Origin of the sequence: Acuticoccus yangtzensis (genome assembly GCF_001927245.1) — a bacterium.
Lineage (GTDB): Bacteria > Pseudomonadota > Alphaproteobacteria > Rhizobiales > Amorphaceae > Acuticoccus > Acuticoccus yangtzensis.
On the sequence record NZ_MJUX01000002.1, the window covers coordinates 365,376 to 381,910 of the forward strand.

Consider the following 16,535-nt stretch of genomic DNA (forward strand, 5'->3'; position numbering starts at 1 on the left):
CGATCATGACCACCCCGACGAGCCCCACCCCGAACACCCCCCTCGCGATCGGCTTCATCGGCCTCGGCGTCATGGGCGGGCCGATGTGCCGCAACGTCGCCACCAAACACCCCGGACCCGTCACCGCCTTCGACCTGTCGGCCGACGCCCTCGCCGCGCTGTCGGACACCAAGGCCGCGCCCGCCGGCAGCATCGAAGACCTCGCCGCCGCGGCGGACGTCATCTTCCTGTCGCTCCCCGGCGGGCCGCAGGTGGAGGCCGTCGCGCTCGGCCCCGTCGCCGCCGCCGCGCGTGCCGGTGCGATCGTGGTCGACCTCTCCACCACCACCGTCGCCGCCGCGCGCACCGTCGCCGCCGGCCTCGCCGAACGCGGCGTCCTCTTCGCCGACGCCCCGGTCGCGCGCACCAGAGAGGCGGCGCAGAAGGGCGCCCTCTCCATCATGGTCGGCGCGTCGCCCGCCGTGTTCGAGACGATCTCCCCGCTGCTCGCCTACATGGCGACCGACATCACCCACGGCGGCGACGTCGGCGCAGGCCAGGTGCTGAAGCTCGTCAACAATATGCTGGTGTTCCAGAACACCGTGGCCGTCGCCGAGATGATGGTGCTGGCCGAGCGCGCCGGCGTCTCCGGCGCGGTCATGCTGGAAGCGGTCTCCAAAGGCTCCGGCGACAGCTTCGTCCTGCGCAACCACGCCGCCAAGGCGATGCTGCCGCGCGACTTCCCGGCCCGCTCCTTCCCGCCCGAGTACGTGCTGAAGGACATCTCCTACGTGTTCGACCTCGCGGCCGGCACCGGGACCGCCCTCCCCTCCGCCGCCGCCGCCCGCCGCTACTACGAAGCCGCCGCCGCCACCGACCTTTCCGGCCGCTACTTCCCCGGCGTCATCCGCCTCGTCGAAAACGACACCTTCGCGGACACAGCGCCACCATCAGAGGCGCCCAACTCAGAGGCGGCGGAATGAACGCCGTCCTCGACAGCCTCGCCTTCGACCTCTTCCCGCTCGTCTGGTCGGGCATCGTCACCGGCTGCCTCTATGCGCTGGGCGCGCTCGGCCTCGTGATGATCTTCAAATGCTCGCGCGTGGTGAACTTCAGTCACGGCAACGTCGCGGGGTTCGCTGCCTTCCTCGTCTACGGCTTCACGTCGGGGCTGCTGCTGGCCGTCTCCTGGGGCGTCGCGGTGCTGCTGGCGGCGGTCTTCATCGTCGCCATCGCCTTCCTCACCTACGCGCTGATCTCGCCCCTCATCCAGACGTCGGACCTCACCGCCACCATCGCCACGCTCGGCGTCGGCCTCATCGTCCAGGGCGCGACGCTGCTCCTGTTCGGGGCCGACATCGTCAGCCTGGACCTGCCGGTGCCGCGCTTCGCCACCTCCGTGCTCGGCCTTCGGATCACCGGCTACGACCTCACCGTGCTTTCGGTCGCCGTCGTCACCATCGGCGCGCTGTTCCTCGTCATCGACTTCACCAAACTCGGCATCGCCTTCCGCGCCATCTCGTCGAACGCCTTCGCGGCGGAGGTCTGCGGCCTCAACCTCGCCCGCGTACAGGTGTTCGCATGGTCGGTCGCGGCGGGGCTCGGCGTCATCGGCGCGCTTCTCATCGTGCCCACCACCTTCCTCAGCGCCACCACCGTCGCCGCCTTCATGCTGCAGGCATTCGCCGCGGCGGTGATCGGCGGGTTCGCCAGCCTTCCGGGCAGTCTGATCGGCGGAATCCTGATCGGCATCCTCATGAACCTCTTCACCTTCTACGTGTCGCCGGAATACGCCTCCACCTTCCTGCTCGTCGTCATCCTGGCGGCGCTCAACGTGTTCCCGAACGGCATCCTGGCGCCGGTGCGGGGCAGCCGTGTCTGACGCGCTCGCCTCCCCCGCCGCCGCCCTCCCGGTGCCGCCCGGCCGCGTCCTCGCGCGCGGCGCCACGGTGCTCCTGGTGATGGGCCTCGCCGCCCTCCCCTTCGCGGTGCAGGGCTCGTGGATCTACGCCCTCGGCATCACCTTCGCCAACGCCGTCGCCGTGCTCTCGGTCAGCGTCCTCGTGCGCTATGGCGGCGAGGTGTCCATCGGCCACGGCTTCTTCGCAGCGGTCGGCGCCTACACGGTGGCCATCATGGAGCAGCGCCTCGGCGTGTCGCTCCTCGTGTCGCTGCCCGTCGGCGTGGCGCTCGGCGTCGTCAGCGGCATCGCCTTCGCCTGGCCGTCGCGCAACATCTCCGGCATCTACCTCGCCGTCTCCACCATGGCGCTCGCCCTCGCTCTGCCGGAGCTGATCAACAACGCCGCCTCCTTCACCGGCGGCTACCAGGGGCTCTACGTCGCCGAGCCGCTCGTCCCCGGCCTCTCCATGAGCCTGCAGCGCTACTACGTGCCGCTCGCCGCCCTCGTGCTGGTCGCGCTGGCGCTCGGCCAGTTCCGCCGCTCGCGCCAGGGTATGGCGATGCTCCTGGTGCGCACCCACCCCGCCGCAGCCGACGCCTTCGGCACGCCGCGCGTGTGGGCCCGCGTCGCCGTCATGGGGATCAGCTGCGGTGTCGCCGCGCTCGCCGGGTGCGTGCTCGCCTTCGCCAGCTCCACCGTGTCGCCCAGCGGCTTCACCTTGTGGACGTCCATCTTCTTCCTCGTCGGCTCGGTGGTCAGCGTCTACGGCCTCAGCCTGCCGCGCGCCCTCGTCGGCGGTGCCTTCCTCACCCTGGTGCCGCAGCTTCTGTCGGCGTCCGGAGCGTGGATCCCGGTGATGTACGGCGTCGCGCTGCTGGCGGTCATTCTCGCCGGCCACTTCCTGCCGCGCCTGTCCGCCCGCATTCGCCGACAGGGAGGGACCGCATGAGCCTCGCCAGCATCGCGCCAGCCAGCGTCACCCCCGCCGGCACCAACCCAGCACCGGCGCTGACCGGCCAGGGCGTCGCCCTCGCCTTCGGCGGCATCAAGGTGCTCCAGGGGCTCGACGTCACCTTCCGCGCCGGCGAAATCACCGGCCTCATCGGCCCCAACGGCGCCGGCAAGACCAGCCTCTTCAACTGCCTCACCGGCGCCTACCGGCCGACCGGCGGCACCATCCACTACGGCACCGCGCCGCTGGACGGCCTCTCCCCCGCCGAGCGCGCCCGCAAAGGCATCGTCCGCTCGTTCCAGACCGTCGCCTTGTGCCCCGACCTCACCGTCGCCGAAAACGTCATGATGGGCCTCGCCCGCGACTACCGGGCCGGGTGGGCGAGCGCCTTCCTCCCCCTCGCCCGCGGCCGCCGCGAACGCGCCGCCATGATGGACGGCGCCATGGCCGCCCTCACCACGCTCGGCCTGGAGCGCACCGCGTCGGCCTATCCCGGCGCGCTTCCCCCCGGCACCCAGCGCCTCGTCGAGATCGCCCGCGCCATCGCCGGCAAGCCGTCCGTGCTGCTGCTCGACGAGCCCGCCGCCGGCCTCAACACCGCCGAAACGCGCGAACTCACCCGCGCGCTCCGCCGCCTCGCCGCGCCGGACCTCGTCATGGTCGTCGTCGAGCACGACATGGACCTCGTGATGTCGATCTGCGACCGCATCACCGTCCTCAACTTCGGCACCATCGTCGCATCCGGCGCGCCGGACGCCATCCGCCGCGACCCCGACGTTCAGCGCATCTACCTGGGGACCGAGGATGACTGATCTCCTGCGCATCGACCACCTGTCCGTGTTCTACGGCGCCGCCGCGCAGGCCGTGGAGGACGTCTCGTTCAGCGTCCCCGGCAACGCGGTGGTGGCGCTGCTGGGCGCCAACGGGGCGGGCAAGTCGTCCATCATGAAGGCGGTCGCGGGGCTCATCCCCGGTCGCGGCGCCATCACCTTCGACGGCGCGCGGATCGACGGCACCACCACCCGCGCCCGCGTCGCCCGCGGCATCGTCTACGTGCCGGAGGGACGCGCCGTCGTCGGGGACCTCACCGTGCGCGAAAACCTCGTCCTCGGCGGCTACACCGTGCCCGGTCCCGCCCGGCGCAGCCGCATGGAGATGGTGCTGGACCTCTTTCCCGAGATCGCCGGCAAAGCGAACGGCGGCGCCTGGCGCTTGTCGGGCGGAGAGCAGCAGATGCTCGCCATCGGCCGCGGGCTTATGGCCGGGCCGCGGCTCCTGCTGCTGGACGAGCCGTCCCTCGGCCTCGCCCCTCTCCTCGTGCGCCGGGTCTTCGACAGGCTCGCCACCATCCGCGCCGAGAGCGGCCTCGCCATCCTCCTGGTGGAGCAGAACCTTGCCATGACCATGCGCCTTGCCGACGAGATCCACTTCCTGCGCGGCGGCCGCCTGATCGGCCACAAACGCACCGACGAGCTGCGCGACGGTGCCGCCCGCCAGCATGCCGTCGACACCTTCCTGGGCGCGGCGGCGGCGGAGTGAGCACGATGACACACACCCAAAACGGCGATTGGGAGATCCACGCCATCCGCTACGCCGTCAACCCGACGCGCACCCGCGGCCAGAACTTCATCCTCGAAGCCAGCCCCGCCGAGCCGCTCACCCTGGACTTCTACTCCTGGGTGCTCATGCGCGGCGACGAGGTGATCGTCGTCGATACCGGAATGGACCCCGCCAAGGCGGAGCACCACGGCCACACCATGCTGGTCAATCCGGTGGATGCGCTGCGTTCCCTCGGCGTCGACCCGGAGGCGGTCACCACCGTGATCCTCACCCACGCCCACTACGACCATACCGGCCACCTGAACGCCTTCCCCAACGCCCAATTCCACATGCAGGCCGAGGAGATGGCCTTCATCACCGGCCCGTTCATGGCCCGCCCCTGGTTCCGCCGCGCCTACGAGGTGGACGAGATCCTCACCCTGGTGGAGCTTCTCCACGCAGGACGCCTGACGCTCCACGGGCGCGAGGAGACGATTGCGGACGGAGTCACCGTCCACTGGGTCGGCGGCCACACGGCGGGGCAGGAGATCATCACCGTCGCCACCAGCCGCGGCACCGTCGTCCTAGCCTCCGACGCGCTGCATTATTACGAGGAATATGAGCGCGGCGTCCCCTTCGCCATCGTCGTCAGCTCGGCCGACATGATCGCCGCCCACGACACCATCCGCCGGCTGGCGGCGAGCGACGACCACGTGGTGCCCGCACACGACCCGCGCGTGGCCGAACTCTACCCCCCGTCGCGCCCCGACCTCGCCGGGCAGGTGATGCGGCTCGACCTGCCGCCCGCCCTCTCGCTCACGCCGTCATCCACCCCGGCGGCCCCCGGCAAAGGATGGGCCGCGTGATGATGCTCAATTGCGCAACCACGGTCCCTTCGGGCAATGACGATCATGCTTCAGAAGGACCAAGAACGCATGATGCATCAAACCAAGGAGGAGCGGGTCGCGGACTATCTGCGCGAGGGGATCATCTCCGGCCGCCTTCCGCGCGGGTCGAAGCTGAAGCAGGCCGAAATCGCGGCGGTGATCGGCACCAGCATCACCCCGGTGCGCGAGGCGATCAAACTCTTGGAGGCGGAGGGCTTCGTCCACGCCTCGTCCCACAAGGGCGCGATCGTCGCCGAATTCGACATCAACGCGACCGAAGAGATCGTCGACCTCAGGGTGATCATGGAGTGCCGCCTTGCGCTGAAGGCCATGGCGCGCCTGACCGAGGCGCAGATCGCCGAACTCGTCGCCCTGCAGAAGGAGCTGGAGGCGGCGACCGCGCGGGCCGACAAGGACGCGGTGCGCGGCATCAACTACCGCTTCCACGAGCTGATCTACATGGCCGCCGATCTGCCGATGACCTTGCGGTTCACCCGCACGCTCTGGGCCCGCTACCCGTTCGACCTCATCAACAAGGTGGAAAGCCGCATCGACCGCGCGTCGGACGAGCACCGGGCGATGCTCTCGGCCATCATCTCGCGCGACGAGGCGGCTCTCATCGCCGCGCTGCGCACCCACATCCGCGCCGGCTGGGAGGAGTTCAAGGCAAGCTACAAGCCCTGAGGGGCGCTTGCCGGCTCCATCCGGGCGCAGCGGCCACCACCGGCCGTCCCCTCTGCCGCCCCGATCTATGGAGCCTTCAATGACGACCAATTCGATCCTGCTCGTCATGGACATGATGAACGACCTCGTCCACCCGGAAGGAATGGGCGCGGCCACCTACGCCGTCCAATGCCGCGAGCGCGGCGTCTATGCCGCCACCGCCACCGCGATCGCCCGCGCCCGCGCCGCCGGGATCATGGTCGGCTACGTGCGCGTCGGCTTCTCGCCGTCCTATGCGGAGTGTCCGCCGGGCTCGCCGGTGTTCTCCAAGGCGCGTGACAACGGCGTCTTCACCCTCGGCACCTGGGGCACGGAGGTCTTCGCCGACTTCGCGCCGCAGGAGGGCGACCCCGACATCGTCAAGCACCGCGTCAGCCCGTTCTACGGCACCAAGCTGGAGCCGCTGCTGCGCGCGCGCTCCATCGGCCGGCTGATCCTCACGGGCGTCTCCACAAACGGCGTGGTGTCGGCGGCGGTGCGCGAGGGGCACGACCGGGACTACGCCTGCGTCATCCTCGAGGACTGCTGCGCCGGGGCGACCGCCGAAGAGCACGAACACGCGATGTCCGGCCTCAAACGCTACGCCACGGTGACCACCGCGGACGCATTCCCCACCTGATAATGCATCATTATTGCGGTCGGCGCGTACAAATCGACCGTTAGCCGGCCAAAACACGCCTGGTACGCCGAACGGACCCGTTGACCCGCCCTACAAAGAATGCATTCTATATCAAACGCTGAATTTCGGGACCGGACGCTCGGCAGGCGCACACGACGCCGCCGCCCGGCCCCCTCCCCCAGAACAAACCGCCTCTCACCCAGGAGCACGCCTTGAGCACCTTCGACACCATCGAAAAGCCGAAACACGACGTCGGCGGCGCCCCCGCCGAGGGCCTGATCACCGACGAGGCGATCGCCAAGGCGCGCGACATGATCGGCCTGCAGCTCCGCCCCGAGGGCCCCTACCTGCAGGACGCAACGCCCGACACACTGCGCAACTGGTGCAACGGCATCGGCGACCTCAACCCGCTCTACCGCGACCTCGAATATGGCCGCCTCAGCCGCTACGGGACCCAGCTCGCCCACCCCATGTTCCCGATGGCCTTCGGCTGGATCGGCCGCACCCGCTGGGGCCTTCCCGGCGTCCACGGCTTCTACGCCGGCAACGACTGGGAACTCTTCCGCCACATCCGCCCCGGCGACCGCATCAGCGCCATCGAACGCGTCGTCGGCGTCGAAGTGAAGGAGTCGAAGTTCTCCGGCCGGCTCGTGCTGCAATATGTCGAGGCGAGCTACACCAACCAGCGCGGCGAACTCGTCGCCCGCGCGCTCGGCACCTGCACCCGGCACGAGCGCAAGGCCGCCCGCGATGCCGGCAAGTACAAGGACATCAAGACCCACGAATACACGCCCGAAGACTACGACAAGATCGATGAGGCGATCATGCGCGAGGATGAGCGCATGCGCGGCGCCAACGTGCGCTACTTCGAGGACGTGACCGAGGGCGAGACGCTGGACCCCATCGTGCGCGGGCCGCTGTCTCTGATGGACACCATGGGCTTCCTCGTCGGCTGCGGGCGCGGCCACACCCACGGCGTCGTCTTCAAGGCGGCGATGAAACACCCCGGCCACTTCTTCCGTAACCCGGAAGCGGGCGGCGGCATCGAGTACACCGGCATCGGCCACCACCGCGAATCGACCGCCAAAGAGGTCGGCGTCCCCGGCGTCTACGACTACGGCCCGCAGCGGTCGTCGTGGATGGCCTCGCTGGTGACCAACTGGATGGGCGACGCCGCCTTCCTGAAGCGCGTGCGCACCGAGATGCGCCGATTCAACACCATGGGCGACTGTACCTGGTGCAAGGGCAAGGTGGTGAAGAAGTACATCAAGGACCGCCACGCCCTCGTCGACCTCGAAATCTGGGGCGAGAACCAGCGCGGCGAGATCACCACGCCGGGCCTTGCCACCGTGGTGCTGCCGTCGCGCGATCCCAGCATCCCCGTCCACTTCGACGGGTCGGGCCTCGACCTCGACCTTCCCGTCGTGCGCTGAACCCGAGGACCCGCCATGACGACCGATGATACGAACGGCCCCCTCCACGGCCTCAAGGTGGTCGAGCACGCGCGCGGTGTCGCCGCGGCCTATGCGGGGCGGCTGCTGGCGGCGATGGGCGCCGAGGTCGTCATGGTGGAGCCGCCGGAGGGCACACCGCTGCGCCGCGAACCACCCTTCCTCGACACCGAGGAGGAGTGGAGCGCGCTCTTCACCTACCTCGCGGCGGGCAAGGACAGCGTCGTCGCCGACCTCGCCAGCGCTTCCGGCCACGCCACGCTGACGGCCCTCCTCGACGCGGCCGACATCTTCATCGACGACACGCCGCTTGCCGAACGGGATGCCCTGCGGCTCGGTGCGGCGACCTTGGCGGCGGCGCATCCGCGGCTGATCCACACCTCGGTGCTCCCCTTCGGCGCCACCGGCCCGAAGGCGGGGTGGGCCGGCGAGGAGATCAACCTCATCCACGCGTCCGGCGAGGGCTACCTCCTCCCCAACGGCCTCACCGCGGACCTCTTCCCGGACCGCCCACCGCTGAAGATCGCAGGACATTTTGCTGAGATGCAGGGCGGCGTCACCGCCGTCTTCGCCGTCCTCTCCGCGCTCTGGGCGGGCGGCGGTGCGGGCGCCACCGGCGGCGGGCGCACCGTCGACGTCTCGGTGCAGGACGCCAACGTCGCCATCGGCGCCTTCGCCGTGCAGCGGTACGGCGACGGGTCGATCGAGCACCGCCACGAGCGCAAGTTCCGCTACGGCGGCGTGATCGAATGCGCCGACGGCTACGTCGAACTCCTCACGCTGGAAGAGCGGCAATGGGACGGCCTCGTCGAGCTGATGGGCCGTCCCGCCTGGGCGAGCGACCCGGCGATGGCGAGCGCCGCCGCCCGCAGCGCCGCCGGGGAGACGATCAACGCCCACATCCGCGCCTTCGCGGCGGGCGAGCGCGCGGCCGACCTCGTCGCACGGGCACAGCGCCTCGGCGTGCCGATGGCGCCCTACAACACGCCGGACGGCGTCCTCGCCGACCCGCACGTGGCCGCCCGCGGCCTGTTCGCTCCGGTCGACGTCCCCGGCGTCGGCGCACTGCCGATCCAGGCCGCGCCCTTCCGCTTCGGCCCCGCCCCGCTCGCCGCGCCGCACGGTCCGCCGGAGCTCGGCGCCGCCACCTCCCGCCTCGCGGCCACCGCCATCGCCGCAGCAGACGCACGAAAGGTCACCGCATGAGGCCGCTCGAAGGCATCCGCATCGCCGATTTCACGGTTCACGCGGCCGGCCCCTTCTCCACCCACATGCTCGCCATGATGGGCGCCGAATGCATCAAGATCGAGACCGCGCTCAGGCCCGACATCTTCCGCAAGCCGCACACGGTCTACGGCCGCGCCGGGGCGGCCACGTTCGACCAGGTGTCGGCGGGCAAGCTCTCCGTGCGCCTCAACCTCAAGACCGCCGAAGGGATCCTCCTCGCCAAGCGCCTCGTCGCGGTGTCGGACGTCGCCGCCGAAAGTTTTCGCGCCGGCGTCATGGAGCGCCTCGGCCTCGGCTACGACGCGCTGAAGGCCGTGAAGAACGACATCGTCATGGTGTCCATCTCCTCCTCCGGCCAGACCGGCCCCGACTCCCATTTCGCCGGCTACGCCCCGCTGTTCGGCGCATGGGGCGGCCTCGGCTTCATGAGCGGCTATCCGGACGGCCCGCCGCTGGAAATGCGGCACGTGATGGACCATTCGGTCGGCATGAACGCCGCCGCCGCGACGGTGGCCGCGCTGCACCAGCGCCGCCGCACCGGGCGCGGCGCCCATGTGGACGTCGCAGCGCGCGAGGTCGCCTCCTCGCTGATCGGCGAGGCGATGATGGCCGCCGCCGCCGGGGTCGAGCCCGCCCGCCTCGGCAACGATGACCACCGCCGCGCCCCGCACGGTGTCTATGCCACGGTGGAGGCGGACCGCTGGCTCACAGTCTCCGTCGGCAGCCAGGCCGAGTGGCACGGCCTCCTCAGCGTCATCGGCCGGACCGACCTCCTTCGCGCCCCGCAATACGAGACCGGCGCCGACCGCCACGCCAACCGCGAGGCGCTCGGCCGCCTCGTCGCCGCATGGGCCGCCACGCAGGAGGCGGGCGCCGCGGCGGAGGCCCTGCAACGCGCTGGCGTTCCCGCCCACGTCTCGGTCACCGCGAGCGAGATCGCCGCCGACCCGCACATGCGCGCCCGCGGCGCCATCGTCGACGTGACCGAGACCGGCGGCACGGTGCGCGCGGCGGTGGGTCGCCCCGCCCGCTTCTCGTCCGCCGACGCGCCCGCCTTCGCCCGCGGCACCCCCGGCCTCGGCGAGCACGAGGACTACGTCTATGGCGAGCTCCTCGGCCTCGGCCGCGCGGCGATCGACGATCTCGTCGCCCGCCAGATCATCCACTGAGGCGCATCCCGCGCCCGATCGCACGCCAAGCCTCCAAGAACGCAGCAATTTCGCGCCCTCTCCCGTCCGGTGGAGCGCGAAGGGCTCCAAGCGACAGGTACGAACCGTGACCGCCACACTCTCCGACACCGCCGACCATAGCGACGCCATCGGCCGCACCCAGTCCCGCACCGAAATCATCGCTCCGGCCAAGGTGGACGCGCTGGCGGCCACGCTGGACCTTCCGCCGGTCGCCCTCCCCGGCGCCTCTCTGCCGCCCGGCTGGCACTGGATGTTCTTCAACCCCTTCGTGCGCCGCAGCGAGATCGGCGCCGACGGCCACCCCAAACGCGGCGGCTTCCTGCCGGACGTCGCGTTGCCGCGCCGGATGTGGGCCGGCGGACGCCTGACCTTCCACGCGCCCTTGCCGGTCGGCGCCATGGCGACCCGCGACAGCACCATCATGGACGTCGTCACCAAGGACGGGCGCAGCGGCCGGCTCGTCTTCGTGACGGTGCGGCACATCGTCAGTGCGGACGGCGTGGTCGCGATCGAGGAGCAGCAGGACATCGTCTACCGCGAGGCGGCGGCCCCCGGCACATCGGCCCCCAAGCCCGCCCCGGCTCCCAAACCCGCCCCGGCTCCCGAAGGCGCCGCCTGGTCCGAGGAAATCACCCCCGACCCCGTCCTTCTCTTCCGCTACTCGGCGCTGACCTCCAACGGCCACCGCATCCACTACGACAAGCCCTATGCGACCGGCGAGGAGGGCTACCCCGACCTCATCGTCCATGGTCCGCTGATCGCGACGCTCCTCCAGGGCCTCGCGGCGCGCGCGATGCCGGACCGCCGCCTCGCCACCTTCGCCTTCCGCGGCATGTCGCCCCTTTTCGCAGGCGCCCCCTTCCACATCGAGGCGGCGGCGGAGGGGGACGGCCTCGCGCTGTGGGCACGCGGCCCCGAATGCGGCCTCGGCATGAAGGCCGAGGCGACCTTCGCGGCCTGACCCTGCGCGGCCTGAGCCTGCCCGGCGCGGCCGGGCCGACGCACCGGCCTCGAAGGATCGCGTTCCGGCCGGGACGCTCTCCCAGCAGGCTCAAATCGTCAGGCGCATTCGGTAGCCGGGTGCGAAGACGGTGCGCACCACGGTGATCGCGCTGTCACCCAGGCGCGTCACGCGATCTTCCACGAACACCGGCGTGCCGGCCGCGCATCCGAGCCGCGCGGCCTCCTCCGCCGTGGCCGCGCCCGCCGAAAGGCCGATCTCCCCGGTGCTGAAGGGGACATTGCGCACCAGCCACTCGTTGACGCTGACGGCGCTGAAATCCGTCGTCGCCGCGGCCGGGACGGCGGCGAGGGACACCCAGCGGTCCTCGAGCGCGAAGGGCGCGGCATCGCTGAGGTGCAGGCTCGTCACATGCAGCGCCTCGGCCCCTGCGGCAAGGCCAAGGCTCGCCGCCACCGCGTCCGGCGGCTCTTGCGCCCGCTGTTCCAAAACGTGATGGCCGTAGCGCGCCCCGCGCCGCTCCACCAGATGCCGCACCACCGGAATGCCGATGCTGGCGCGGCTCTCAGGCAGGTGGCGCACGCGCGTCCCGGCGCGGCGCTTGCGCTCCAGAATCCCCTGGTCGGCCAGCGCCCTCAACGCGCGGTTCACCGTGTTGCGCGAGCAGCCGAACTCTGCGGCGAGCTCCGCCTCGCTGGGGATGATGCCGCCGAGGCGCCACTCCCCGTCCGCGATGCGGCGCGTCACCTCCGCCACGACCGCCGTCCACGTGCGCAACCCTGTCCCCGGCGCATCGTCCGCGATCGCGTCCGCCACCGCGGCTACCTTTCGGCCGCCGTGCGAAGGGCCGGGCTGGCGCATCACGCGTCCGCCAGCAGCCGCCGCACGGTCGCCGCGTAGCGCGCCGTCACCGCCGCGCGGGCGATGTGCCGACCGCCAGTGACCACCTTACGCCCCGCGCTCCACACGCCGTCGATCCGGTCGCCCCGCGCGAACACGAACGCGTCGAGGATCATGTCGCGCGCCACGCCGACGAGGTCCGGCGCCCCGGCGTCCAGCGCCACGAAGTCGGCCCAGGCGCCGGGGCGGATGGCGCCGGTGCGCCGCCCCGCCGCCTGCGCCCCGCCGGCCAGCGCGCCCTCATACAGAACGCGCCCCGTGGTTCGCTCGCGCGTCGCCACCACCGCCCGCGCCCGGTCGCGCAGCCGCTGGCTATATTCCAGCGTGCGCAGTTCCTCGGCCACCGCGATGCGGATGTTGGAATCGGTGCCGACACCGAACCGCCCGCCCGCCGCGAGGTAGCGCGCCCCGTCGAAGATGCCGTCGCCGAGGCTGGATTCCGTCACCGGGCACAGCCCCGCCACCGCGCCGGACGCGGCCAGCGCCTCGGTCTCGTCCGGCGTCATCTGCGTGGAGTGGATGAGGCACCACCGCGCGTCCGCACCCAGCCGGTCCAGGGTCAGCGTGATCGGCCGCGCCCCGTAGGCTGCCTCGACCTCCTCCACCTCGGCCACCTGCTCGGCCACGTGCATGTGAACCGGCGCATCCGGCCGCAGCGCCGCCATCGCCGCGATCGTCTCCGGCGGAACCGCCCGCAGCGAGTGTGCCGAGAGGCCGATCCGCGCATCGCCCAGCGGCGCCAATGCGGTCTCCGCGCCCTCCAGCAGCGCCCCGTAGGCGTCGAAGTCGTTGCCGAAGCGCTGCTGGCCGCCCGTGAGAGCCCGCCCGTCGCACCCGCCATGCTGATAGAGCACCGGAATCAGCGTCAGACCGATCCCCGTCGTCGCCGCCGACGCCGCGACCCGCTCCGACATCTCGGCGAGGTTCTCATACGCCGCACCGCCCGGCGCGTGGTGCAGATAGTGGAACTCGCACACCGAGGCGAAACCGCCCTCCAGCATCTCCACCTGCGCGAAGGCGGTGATCGCCTCCACGTCGTCCGGCGTCAGCGCGTCCAGAAAGCGGTACATCAGCTTGCGCCAGGTCCAGAAGGAGTCGCTGGCGGACGGGCCGCGCGCCTCCGTCAGCCCCGCCATCGCCCGTTGAAAGGCGTGGCTATGGAGGTTCGCCACGGCCGGGAGCAGCACGTCCACCCGTTCCGCCCCCCCGGACGCTTCGGCACCCGGCGCGACCCCGGCGATCCGCCCGTCCGCGCCGATCGTCACGGCCACGTTCCCGGCCCACCCGTCCGGCAACAAGGCCGTCTCGGCAAACAACTCTGTCACGGCGGTGCTCTCCCCCCTTGCGCGGCGAATATGTTTACACATAATGACGTTATATCCGCGCAAATCAATCCGGGACTTGCCGTGACCAGACAGCTTTTCACCCACCTCACCCTGGCCACCATGGCCCCCGGCGCGCCCGACTATGGCCTCACCCCGGACGCCGTCATCGCCGTTGAGGAGGGCCGCATCGCCTTCGCCGGCCCGCGCGCCGCCCTCCCCGCCTCCCTGGCGAACGCTCCGGCGACGGACTGCGGCGGCCGTCTCGCCACCCCCGCCCTCATCGACTGCCACACCCACGTCGTCTTCGGCGGCGACCGCGCGCGCGAGTTCGAGATGAGGTTGAAGGGCGCCACTTATCAGGAGATCTCGGCGGCGGGCGGCGGCATTGTCTCCACCGTCACCGCCACCCGCGCCCTCTCGGTGGACGACCTCGTCGCCGCCGCCCTGCCGCGGGTCGACGCATTGATCGCCGAGGGTGTCGCCGCCATCGAGATCAAGTCCGGCTACGGCCTCACGGTGGAGGACGAGGTGAAGATGCTGGCCGCCGCCGCCCGCATCGGCGAGGTGCGCCAGGTGCGCGTCCACAAGAGCTTCCTCGGCGCCCACGCCGTGCCGGCTGACTATGCCGGCGCCAAGGATGCCTACATCGACGAGGTCTGCATCCCCGCCCTCACCGCGGCGCACGAGGCGGGGCTCGTCGACAGCGTCGACGGGTTCTGCGAAGGCATCGCCTTCTCACGCGCCCAGATCGCCCGCGTGTTCGACCATGCCGCCGCGCTCGGCCTCCCCGTGCGCCTCCATGCCGAGCAGTTGTCCGACCTCGGCGGCGCCGCCCTCGCCGCGTCCTATGGCGCGCTGTCTGCAGACCACCTGGAATATCTGAGCGCGGACGGGATCGCCGCCATGGCCGCGGCCGGCACCGTCGCCGTGCTCCTTCCCGGCGCCTTCTACACGCTGCACGAAACGCGCAAGCCGCCGGTGGACGCGCTGCGCGAAGCGGGCGTCCCCATCGCCGTCGCCACCGACTGCAACCCCGGCACCAGCCCGATGACCTCGCTGCTGCTCGCCATGAACATGTCCGCCACCCTCTTCGGACTGACGCCGGAGGAGGCGCTCGCCGGGGCCACCCGCAACGCCGCCACCGCCCTCGGCCTGACCGACTGCGGCACACTGGAGGCGGGCAAGCGCGCCGACATCGCGCTGTGGAACATCGCCCACCCGGCCGAGCTCACCTACCGCATCGGCTTCAACCCGCTTCACCGCCGCATCTTCGGGGGCCTTTGATGACCACGCTCACCCTGACCCCCGGCGCGGCTACCCTCGCCGATCTCGAGGCCGTCTACCGGGGCGGCGCCGCCATCCGCCTCGACGTCGCCGCCGACGAGGCGATCGCCGCCGCCGCCCGCGCCATCGCCGAGGCCGCCGCCGGCAGCGAGGCGATCTACGGCGTCAACACCGGCTTCGGCAAACTCGCCCACGTGCGCATCGCCCCGGACCAGACCGAGACGCTGCAGCGCAACCTCATCCTCTCCCACTGCGCCGGCGTCGGCGAGGCGATGCCCGTCCCCATCCTGCGGCTGATGATGGCGCTGAAGCTCCTCTCCCTCGGCCGCGGCGCATCCGGCGTGCGGCTGGACGTCGTGCGGCTCATCGAGGCGATGCTGGACCGCGGCGTCCATCCCGTCGTTCCGTGCCAGGGTTCCGTCGGCGCGTCCGGCGACCTCGCCCCCCTCGCCCACATGACGGCGGTGATGATCGGCGAAGGCACCGCCGTCTTCGCCGGTGAGGCGATGCCCGGCGCCGACGCGCTCGCCGCCGCCGGTCTCACGCCGATCACCCTCGGCCCCAAGGAGGGCCTCGCCCTCATCAACGGTACGCAGTTCTCCACCGCCTACGCGCTGGCCGGGCTGTTCGAGGCGTGGCGCCTCGCCGAAGCCGCCCTCGTCACCTCGGCGATGACGACCGACGCCATCATGGGCTCCACCGCGCCGCTTCTGCCCGAGATCCACGACCTGCGCGGCCACCCCGGCCAGATCGAGGCCGCCGCGGCGATCCGCGATCTGATGGCCGGGTCCGCCATCCGCGAGAGCCACCGCGACGGGGACCAGCGCGTGCAGGACCCCTATTGCATCCGCTGCCAGCCGCAGGTGACGGGCGCCTGCATGGACCTGCTGCGCCAGGCGGCGCGCACCCTCGTCATCGAGGCGAACGCGGCGACGGACAATCCGCTCGTCCTCGCCCACACCGGGCGGATCGTCTCCGGCGGCAACTTCCACGCCGAGCCGGTGGGCTTCGCCGCCGACCAGATCGCGCTCGCGGTGGCCGAGATCGGCGCCATCGCCCAGCGCCGCGTCGCGCTGATGGTCGACCCGGTTCTCTCCTTCAACCTGCCGCCCTTCCTGACGCCGGACCCCGGCCTCAACTCCGGCTTCATGATCGCCGAAGTCACCACCGCGGCGCTGATGAGCGAGAACAAGCACCTCGCCGCGCCCTGCACCATCGATTCCACGCCTACCAGCGCCAACCAGGAGGACCACGTGTCGATGGCCGCCCACGGCGCGCGTCGGCTGATGCGCATGGTGGACAACCTCACCCACATCCTCGGCGTCGAGCTTCTGTGCGCCGCGCAGGGAATCGAATTTCGCGCCCCGCTGACGACGAGCACGCCGCTGATGTCCGTCCTCGCCGCGCTGCGGACCGAGATTCCGGCGCTCAAGGCCGACCGCGTCCTCGCCCCGGACATGGCGCGCGCCGCCGCGCTCATCGCCGGGCGCTCGCTGCTGACGGACGCCGCCGTCGGCCCCCTCATCACCCTGGCCGACCGCCAGCCCCGCTGATCTTCAACGCACCAAACCCCGCGCGATGCCGGAGGAATCCCG

The 16,535-nt window shown here is 71.3% G+C and carries 16 protein-coding genes; 14 read left to right on the forward strand and 2 right to left on the reverse strand.

The features are described 5' to 3' along the window. Positions 1-5: 5 nt before the first annotated feature. The 12 genes from BIX52_RS07830 to BIX52_RS07885 all read left to right on the forward strand — a co-directional run bounded on the left by BIX52_RS07830 (position 6) and on the right by BIX52_RS07885 (position 11,431). Positions 6-962 (forward strand): NAD(P)-dependent oxidoreductase, encoded by a 957-nt coding sequence (locus BIX52_RS07830; protein WP_075220478.1) that lies wholly within the window; start codon positions 6-8, stop codon positions 960-962. Next, positions 959-1,861 (forward strand): branched-chain amino acid ABC transporter permease, encoded by a 903-nt coding sequence (locus BIX52_RS07835; protein WP_075220479.1) that lies wholly within the window; start codon positions 959-961, stop codon positions 1,859-1,861. The genes BIX52_RS07830 and BIX52_RS07835 overlap by 4 nt, the downstream gene beginning before the upstream one ends. Next, positions 1,854-2,831: a branched-chain amino acid ABC transporter permease gene (locus BIX52_RS07840; RefSeq protein WP_075220480.1), complete on the forward strand. Its 978-nt coding sequence runs from the start codon at positions 1,854-1,856 to the stop codon at positions 2,829-2,831. Before BIX52_RS07835 ends, BIX52_RS07840 begins: the two co-directional genes overlap by 8 nt. Beyond that, positions 2,828-3,646 (forward strand): ABC transporter ATP-binding protein, encoded by an 819-nt coding sequence (locus BIX52_RS07845; RefSeq protein ID WP_075220481.1) that lies wholly within the window; start codon positions 2,828-2,830, stop codon positions 3,644-3,646. Before BIX52_RS07840 ends, BIX52_RS07845 begins: the two co-directional genes overlap by 4 nt. Next, the gene (locus BIX52_RS07850; protein WP_075220482.1) at positions 3,639-4,373 is read left to right on the forward strand and encodes an ABC transporter ATP-binding protein; all 735 of its coding nucleotides are present in this window, start codon (positions 3,639-3,641) and stop codon (positions 4,371-4,373) included. Before BIX52_RS07845 ends, BIX52_RS07850 begins: the two co-directional genes overlap by 8 nt. A gap of 5 nt (positions 4,374-4,378) precedes the next feature. After that, positions 4,379-5,239, forward strand: coding sequence for an N-acyl homoserine lactonase family protein (locus BIX52_RS07855; protein ID WP_075220483.1), 861 nt, complete (start codon positions 4,379-4,381; stop codon positions 5,237-5,239). A gap of 69 nt (positions 5,240-5,308) precedes the next feature. Beyond that, positions 5,309-5,944 carry a GntR family transcriptional regulator gene (locus BIX52_RS07860; protein ID WP_075220767.1) on the forward strand — a complete coding sequence of 212 codons (636 nt, stop codon included), beginning with the start codon at positions 5,309-5,311 and terminating at the stop codon, positions 5,942-5,944. Positions 5,945-6,023: 79 nt separating this feature from the next. Next, positions 6,024-6,602 carry a cysteine hydrolase family protein gene (locus tag BIX52_RS07865; protein ID WP_075220484.1) on the forward strand — a complete coding sequence of 193 codons (579 nt, stop codon included), beginning with the start codon at positions 6,024-6,026 and terminating at the stop codon, positions 6,600-6,602. Between the two features lie 212 nt (positions 6,603-6,814). Continuing rightward, complete coding sequence (locus BIX52_RS07870; protein ID WP_075220485.1) at positions 6,815-8,035, forward strand: FAS1-like dehydratase domain-containing protein; 1,221 nt, start codon at positions 6,815-6,817, stop codon at positions 8,033-8,035. Between the two features lie 15 nt (positions 8,036-8,050). Continuing rightward, positions 8,051-9,259 (forward strand): CaiB/BaiF CoA transferase family protein, encoded by a 1,209-nt coding sequence (locus BIX52_RS07875; RefSeq protein WP_075220486.1) that lies wholly within the window; start codon positions 8,051-8,053, stop codon positions 9,257-9,259. Beyond that, positions 9,256-10,449 (forward strand): CaiB/BaiF CoA transferase family protein, encoded by a 1,194-nt coding sequence (locus BIX52_RS07880; protein ID WP_075220487.1) that lies wholly within the window; start codon positions 9,256-9,258, stop codon positions 10,447-10,449. The genes BIX52_RS07875 and BIX52_RS07880 overlap by 4 nt, the downstream gene beginning before the upstream one ends. Before the next feature lie 106 nt (positions 10,450-10,555). Continuing rightward, entirely contained in the window at positions 10,556-11,431 is an 876-nt protein-coding gene (locus BIX52_RS07885; RefSeq protein WP_075220488.1) for an HTD2 family dehydratase, read from the forward strand. A 90-nt stretch (positions 11,432-11,521) separates the two neighbouring features. On the opposite strand, the gene BIX52_RS07890 is transcribed toward BIX52_RS07885, so the two are convergent. Next, positions 11,522-12,247 carry a histidine utilization transcriptional repressor HutC gene (locus BIX52_RS07890; protein ID WP_245803150.1) on the reverse strand — a complete coding sequence of 242 codons (726 nt, stop codon included), beginning with the start codon at positions 12,245-12,247 and terminating at the stop codon, positions 11,522-11,524. A gap of 44 nt (positions 12,248-12,291) precedes the next feature. Beyond that, positions 12,292-13,656, reverse strand: a complete 1,365-nt coding sequence (locus tag BIX52_RS07895; protein ID WP_108676458.1) for a formimidoylglutamate deiminase — start codon at positions 13,654-13,656, stop codon at positions 12,292-12,294. Between the two features lie 51 nt (positions 13,657-13,707). Between BIX52_RS07895 and hutI the strand changes: the two genes are divergently transcribed. Next, positions 13,708-14,940 (forward strand): imidazolonepropionase, encoded by a 1,233-nt coding sequence (gene hutI, locus BIX52_RS07900; RefSeq protein ID WP_075220769.1) that lies wholly within the window; start codon positions 13,708-13,710, stop codon positions 14,938-14,940. Further along, positions 14,940-16,493, forward strand: a complete 1,554-nt coding sequence (gene hutH / locus BIX52_RS07905) for a histidine ammonia-lyase (RefSeq protein WP_075220490.1) — start codon at positions 14,940-14,942, stop codon at positions 16,491-16,493. The genes hutI and hutH overlap by 1 nt, the downstream gene beginning before the upstream one ends. Positions 16,494-16,535 lie beyond the last annotated feature (42 nt).

Coding starts and splice junctions, on each gene's coding strand:
- BIX52_RS07830 (WP_075220478.1), top strand. CDS start 6: ATGACCACCCCGACGAGCCCCACCCCGAACACCCCCCTCGCGATCGGC.
- BIX52_RS07835 (WP_075220479.1), top strand. CDS start 959: ATGAACGCCGTCCTCGACAGCCTCGCCTTCGACCTCTTCCCGCTCGTC.
- BIX52_RS07845 (WP_075220481.1), top strand. CDS start 2,828: ATGAGCCTCGCCAGCATCGCGCCAGCCAGCGTCACCCCCGCCGGCACC.
- BIX52_RS07850 (WP_075220482.1), top strand. CDS start 3,639: ATGACTGATCTCCTGCGCATCGACCACCTGTCCGTGTTCTACGGCGCC.
- BIX52_RS07855 (WP_075220483.1), top strand. CDS start 4,379: ATGACACACACCCAAAACGGCGATTGGGAGATCCACGCCATCCGCTAC.
- BIX52_RS07860 (WP_075220767.1), top strand. CDS start 5,309: ATGATGCATCAAACCAAGGAGGAGCGGGTCGCGGACTATCTGCGCGAG.
- BIX52_RS07865 (WP_075220484.1), top strand. CDS start 6,024: ATGACGACCAATTCGATCCTGCTCGTCATGGACATGATGAACGACCTC.
- BIX52_RS07875 (WP_075220486.1), top strand. CDS start 8,051: ATGACGACCGATGATACGAACGGCCCCCTCCACGGCCTCAAGGTGGTC.
- BIX52_RS07880 (WP_075220487.1), top strand. CDS start 9,256: ATGAGGCCGCTCGAAGGCATCCGCATCGCCGATTTCACGGTTCACGCG.
- hutH (WP_075220490.1), top strand. CDS start 14,940: ATGACCACGCTCACCCTGACCCCCGGCGCGGCTACCCTCGCCGATCTC.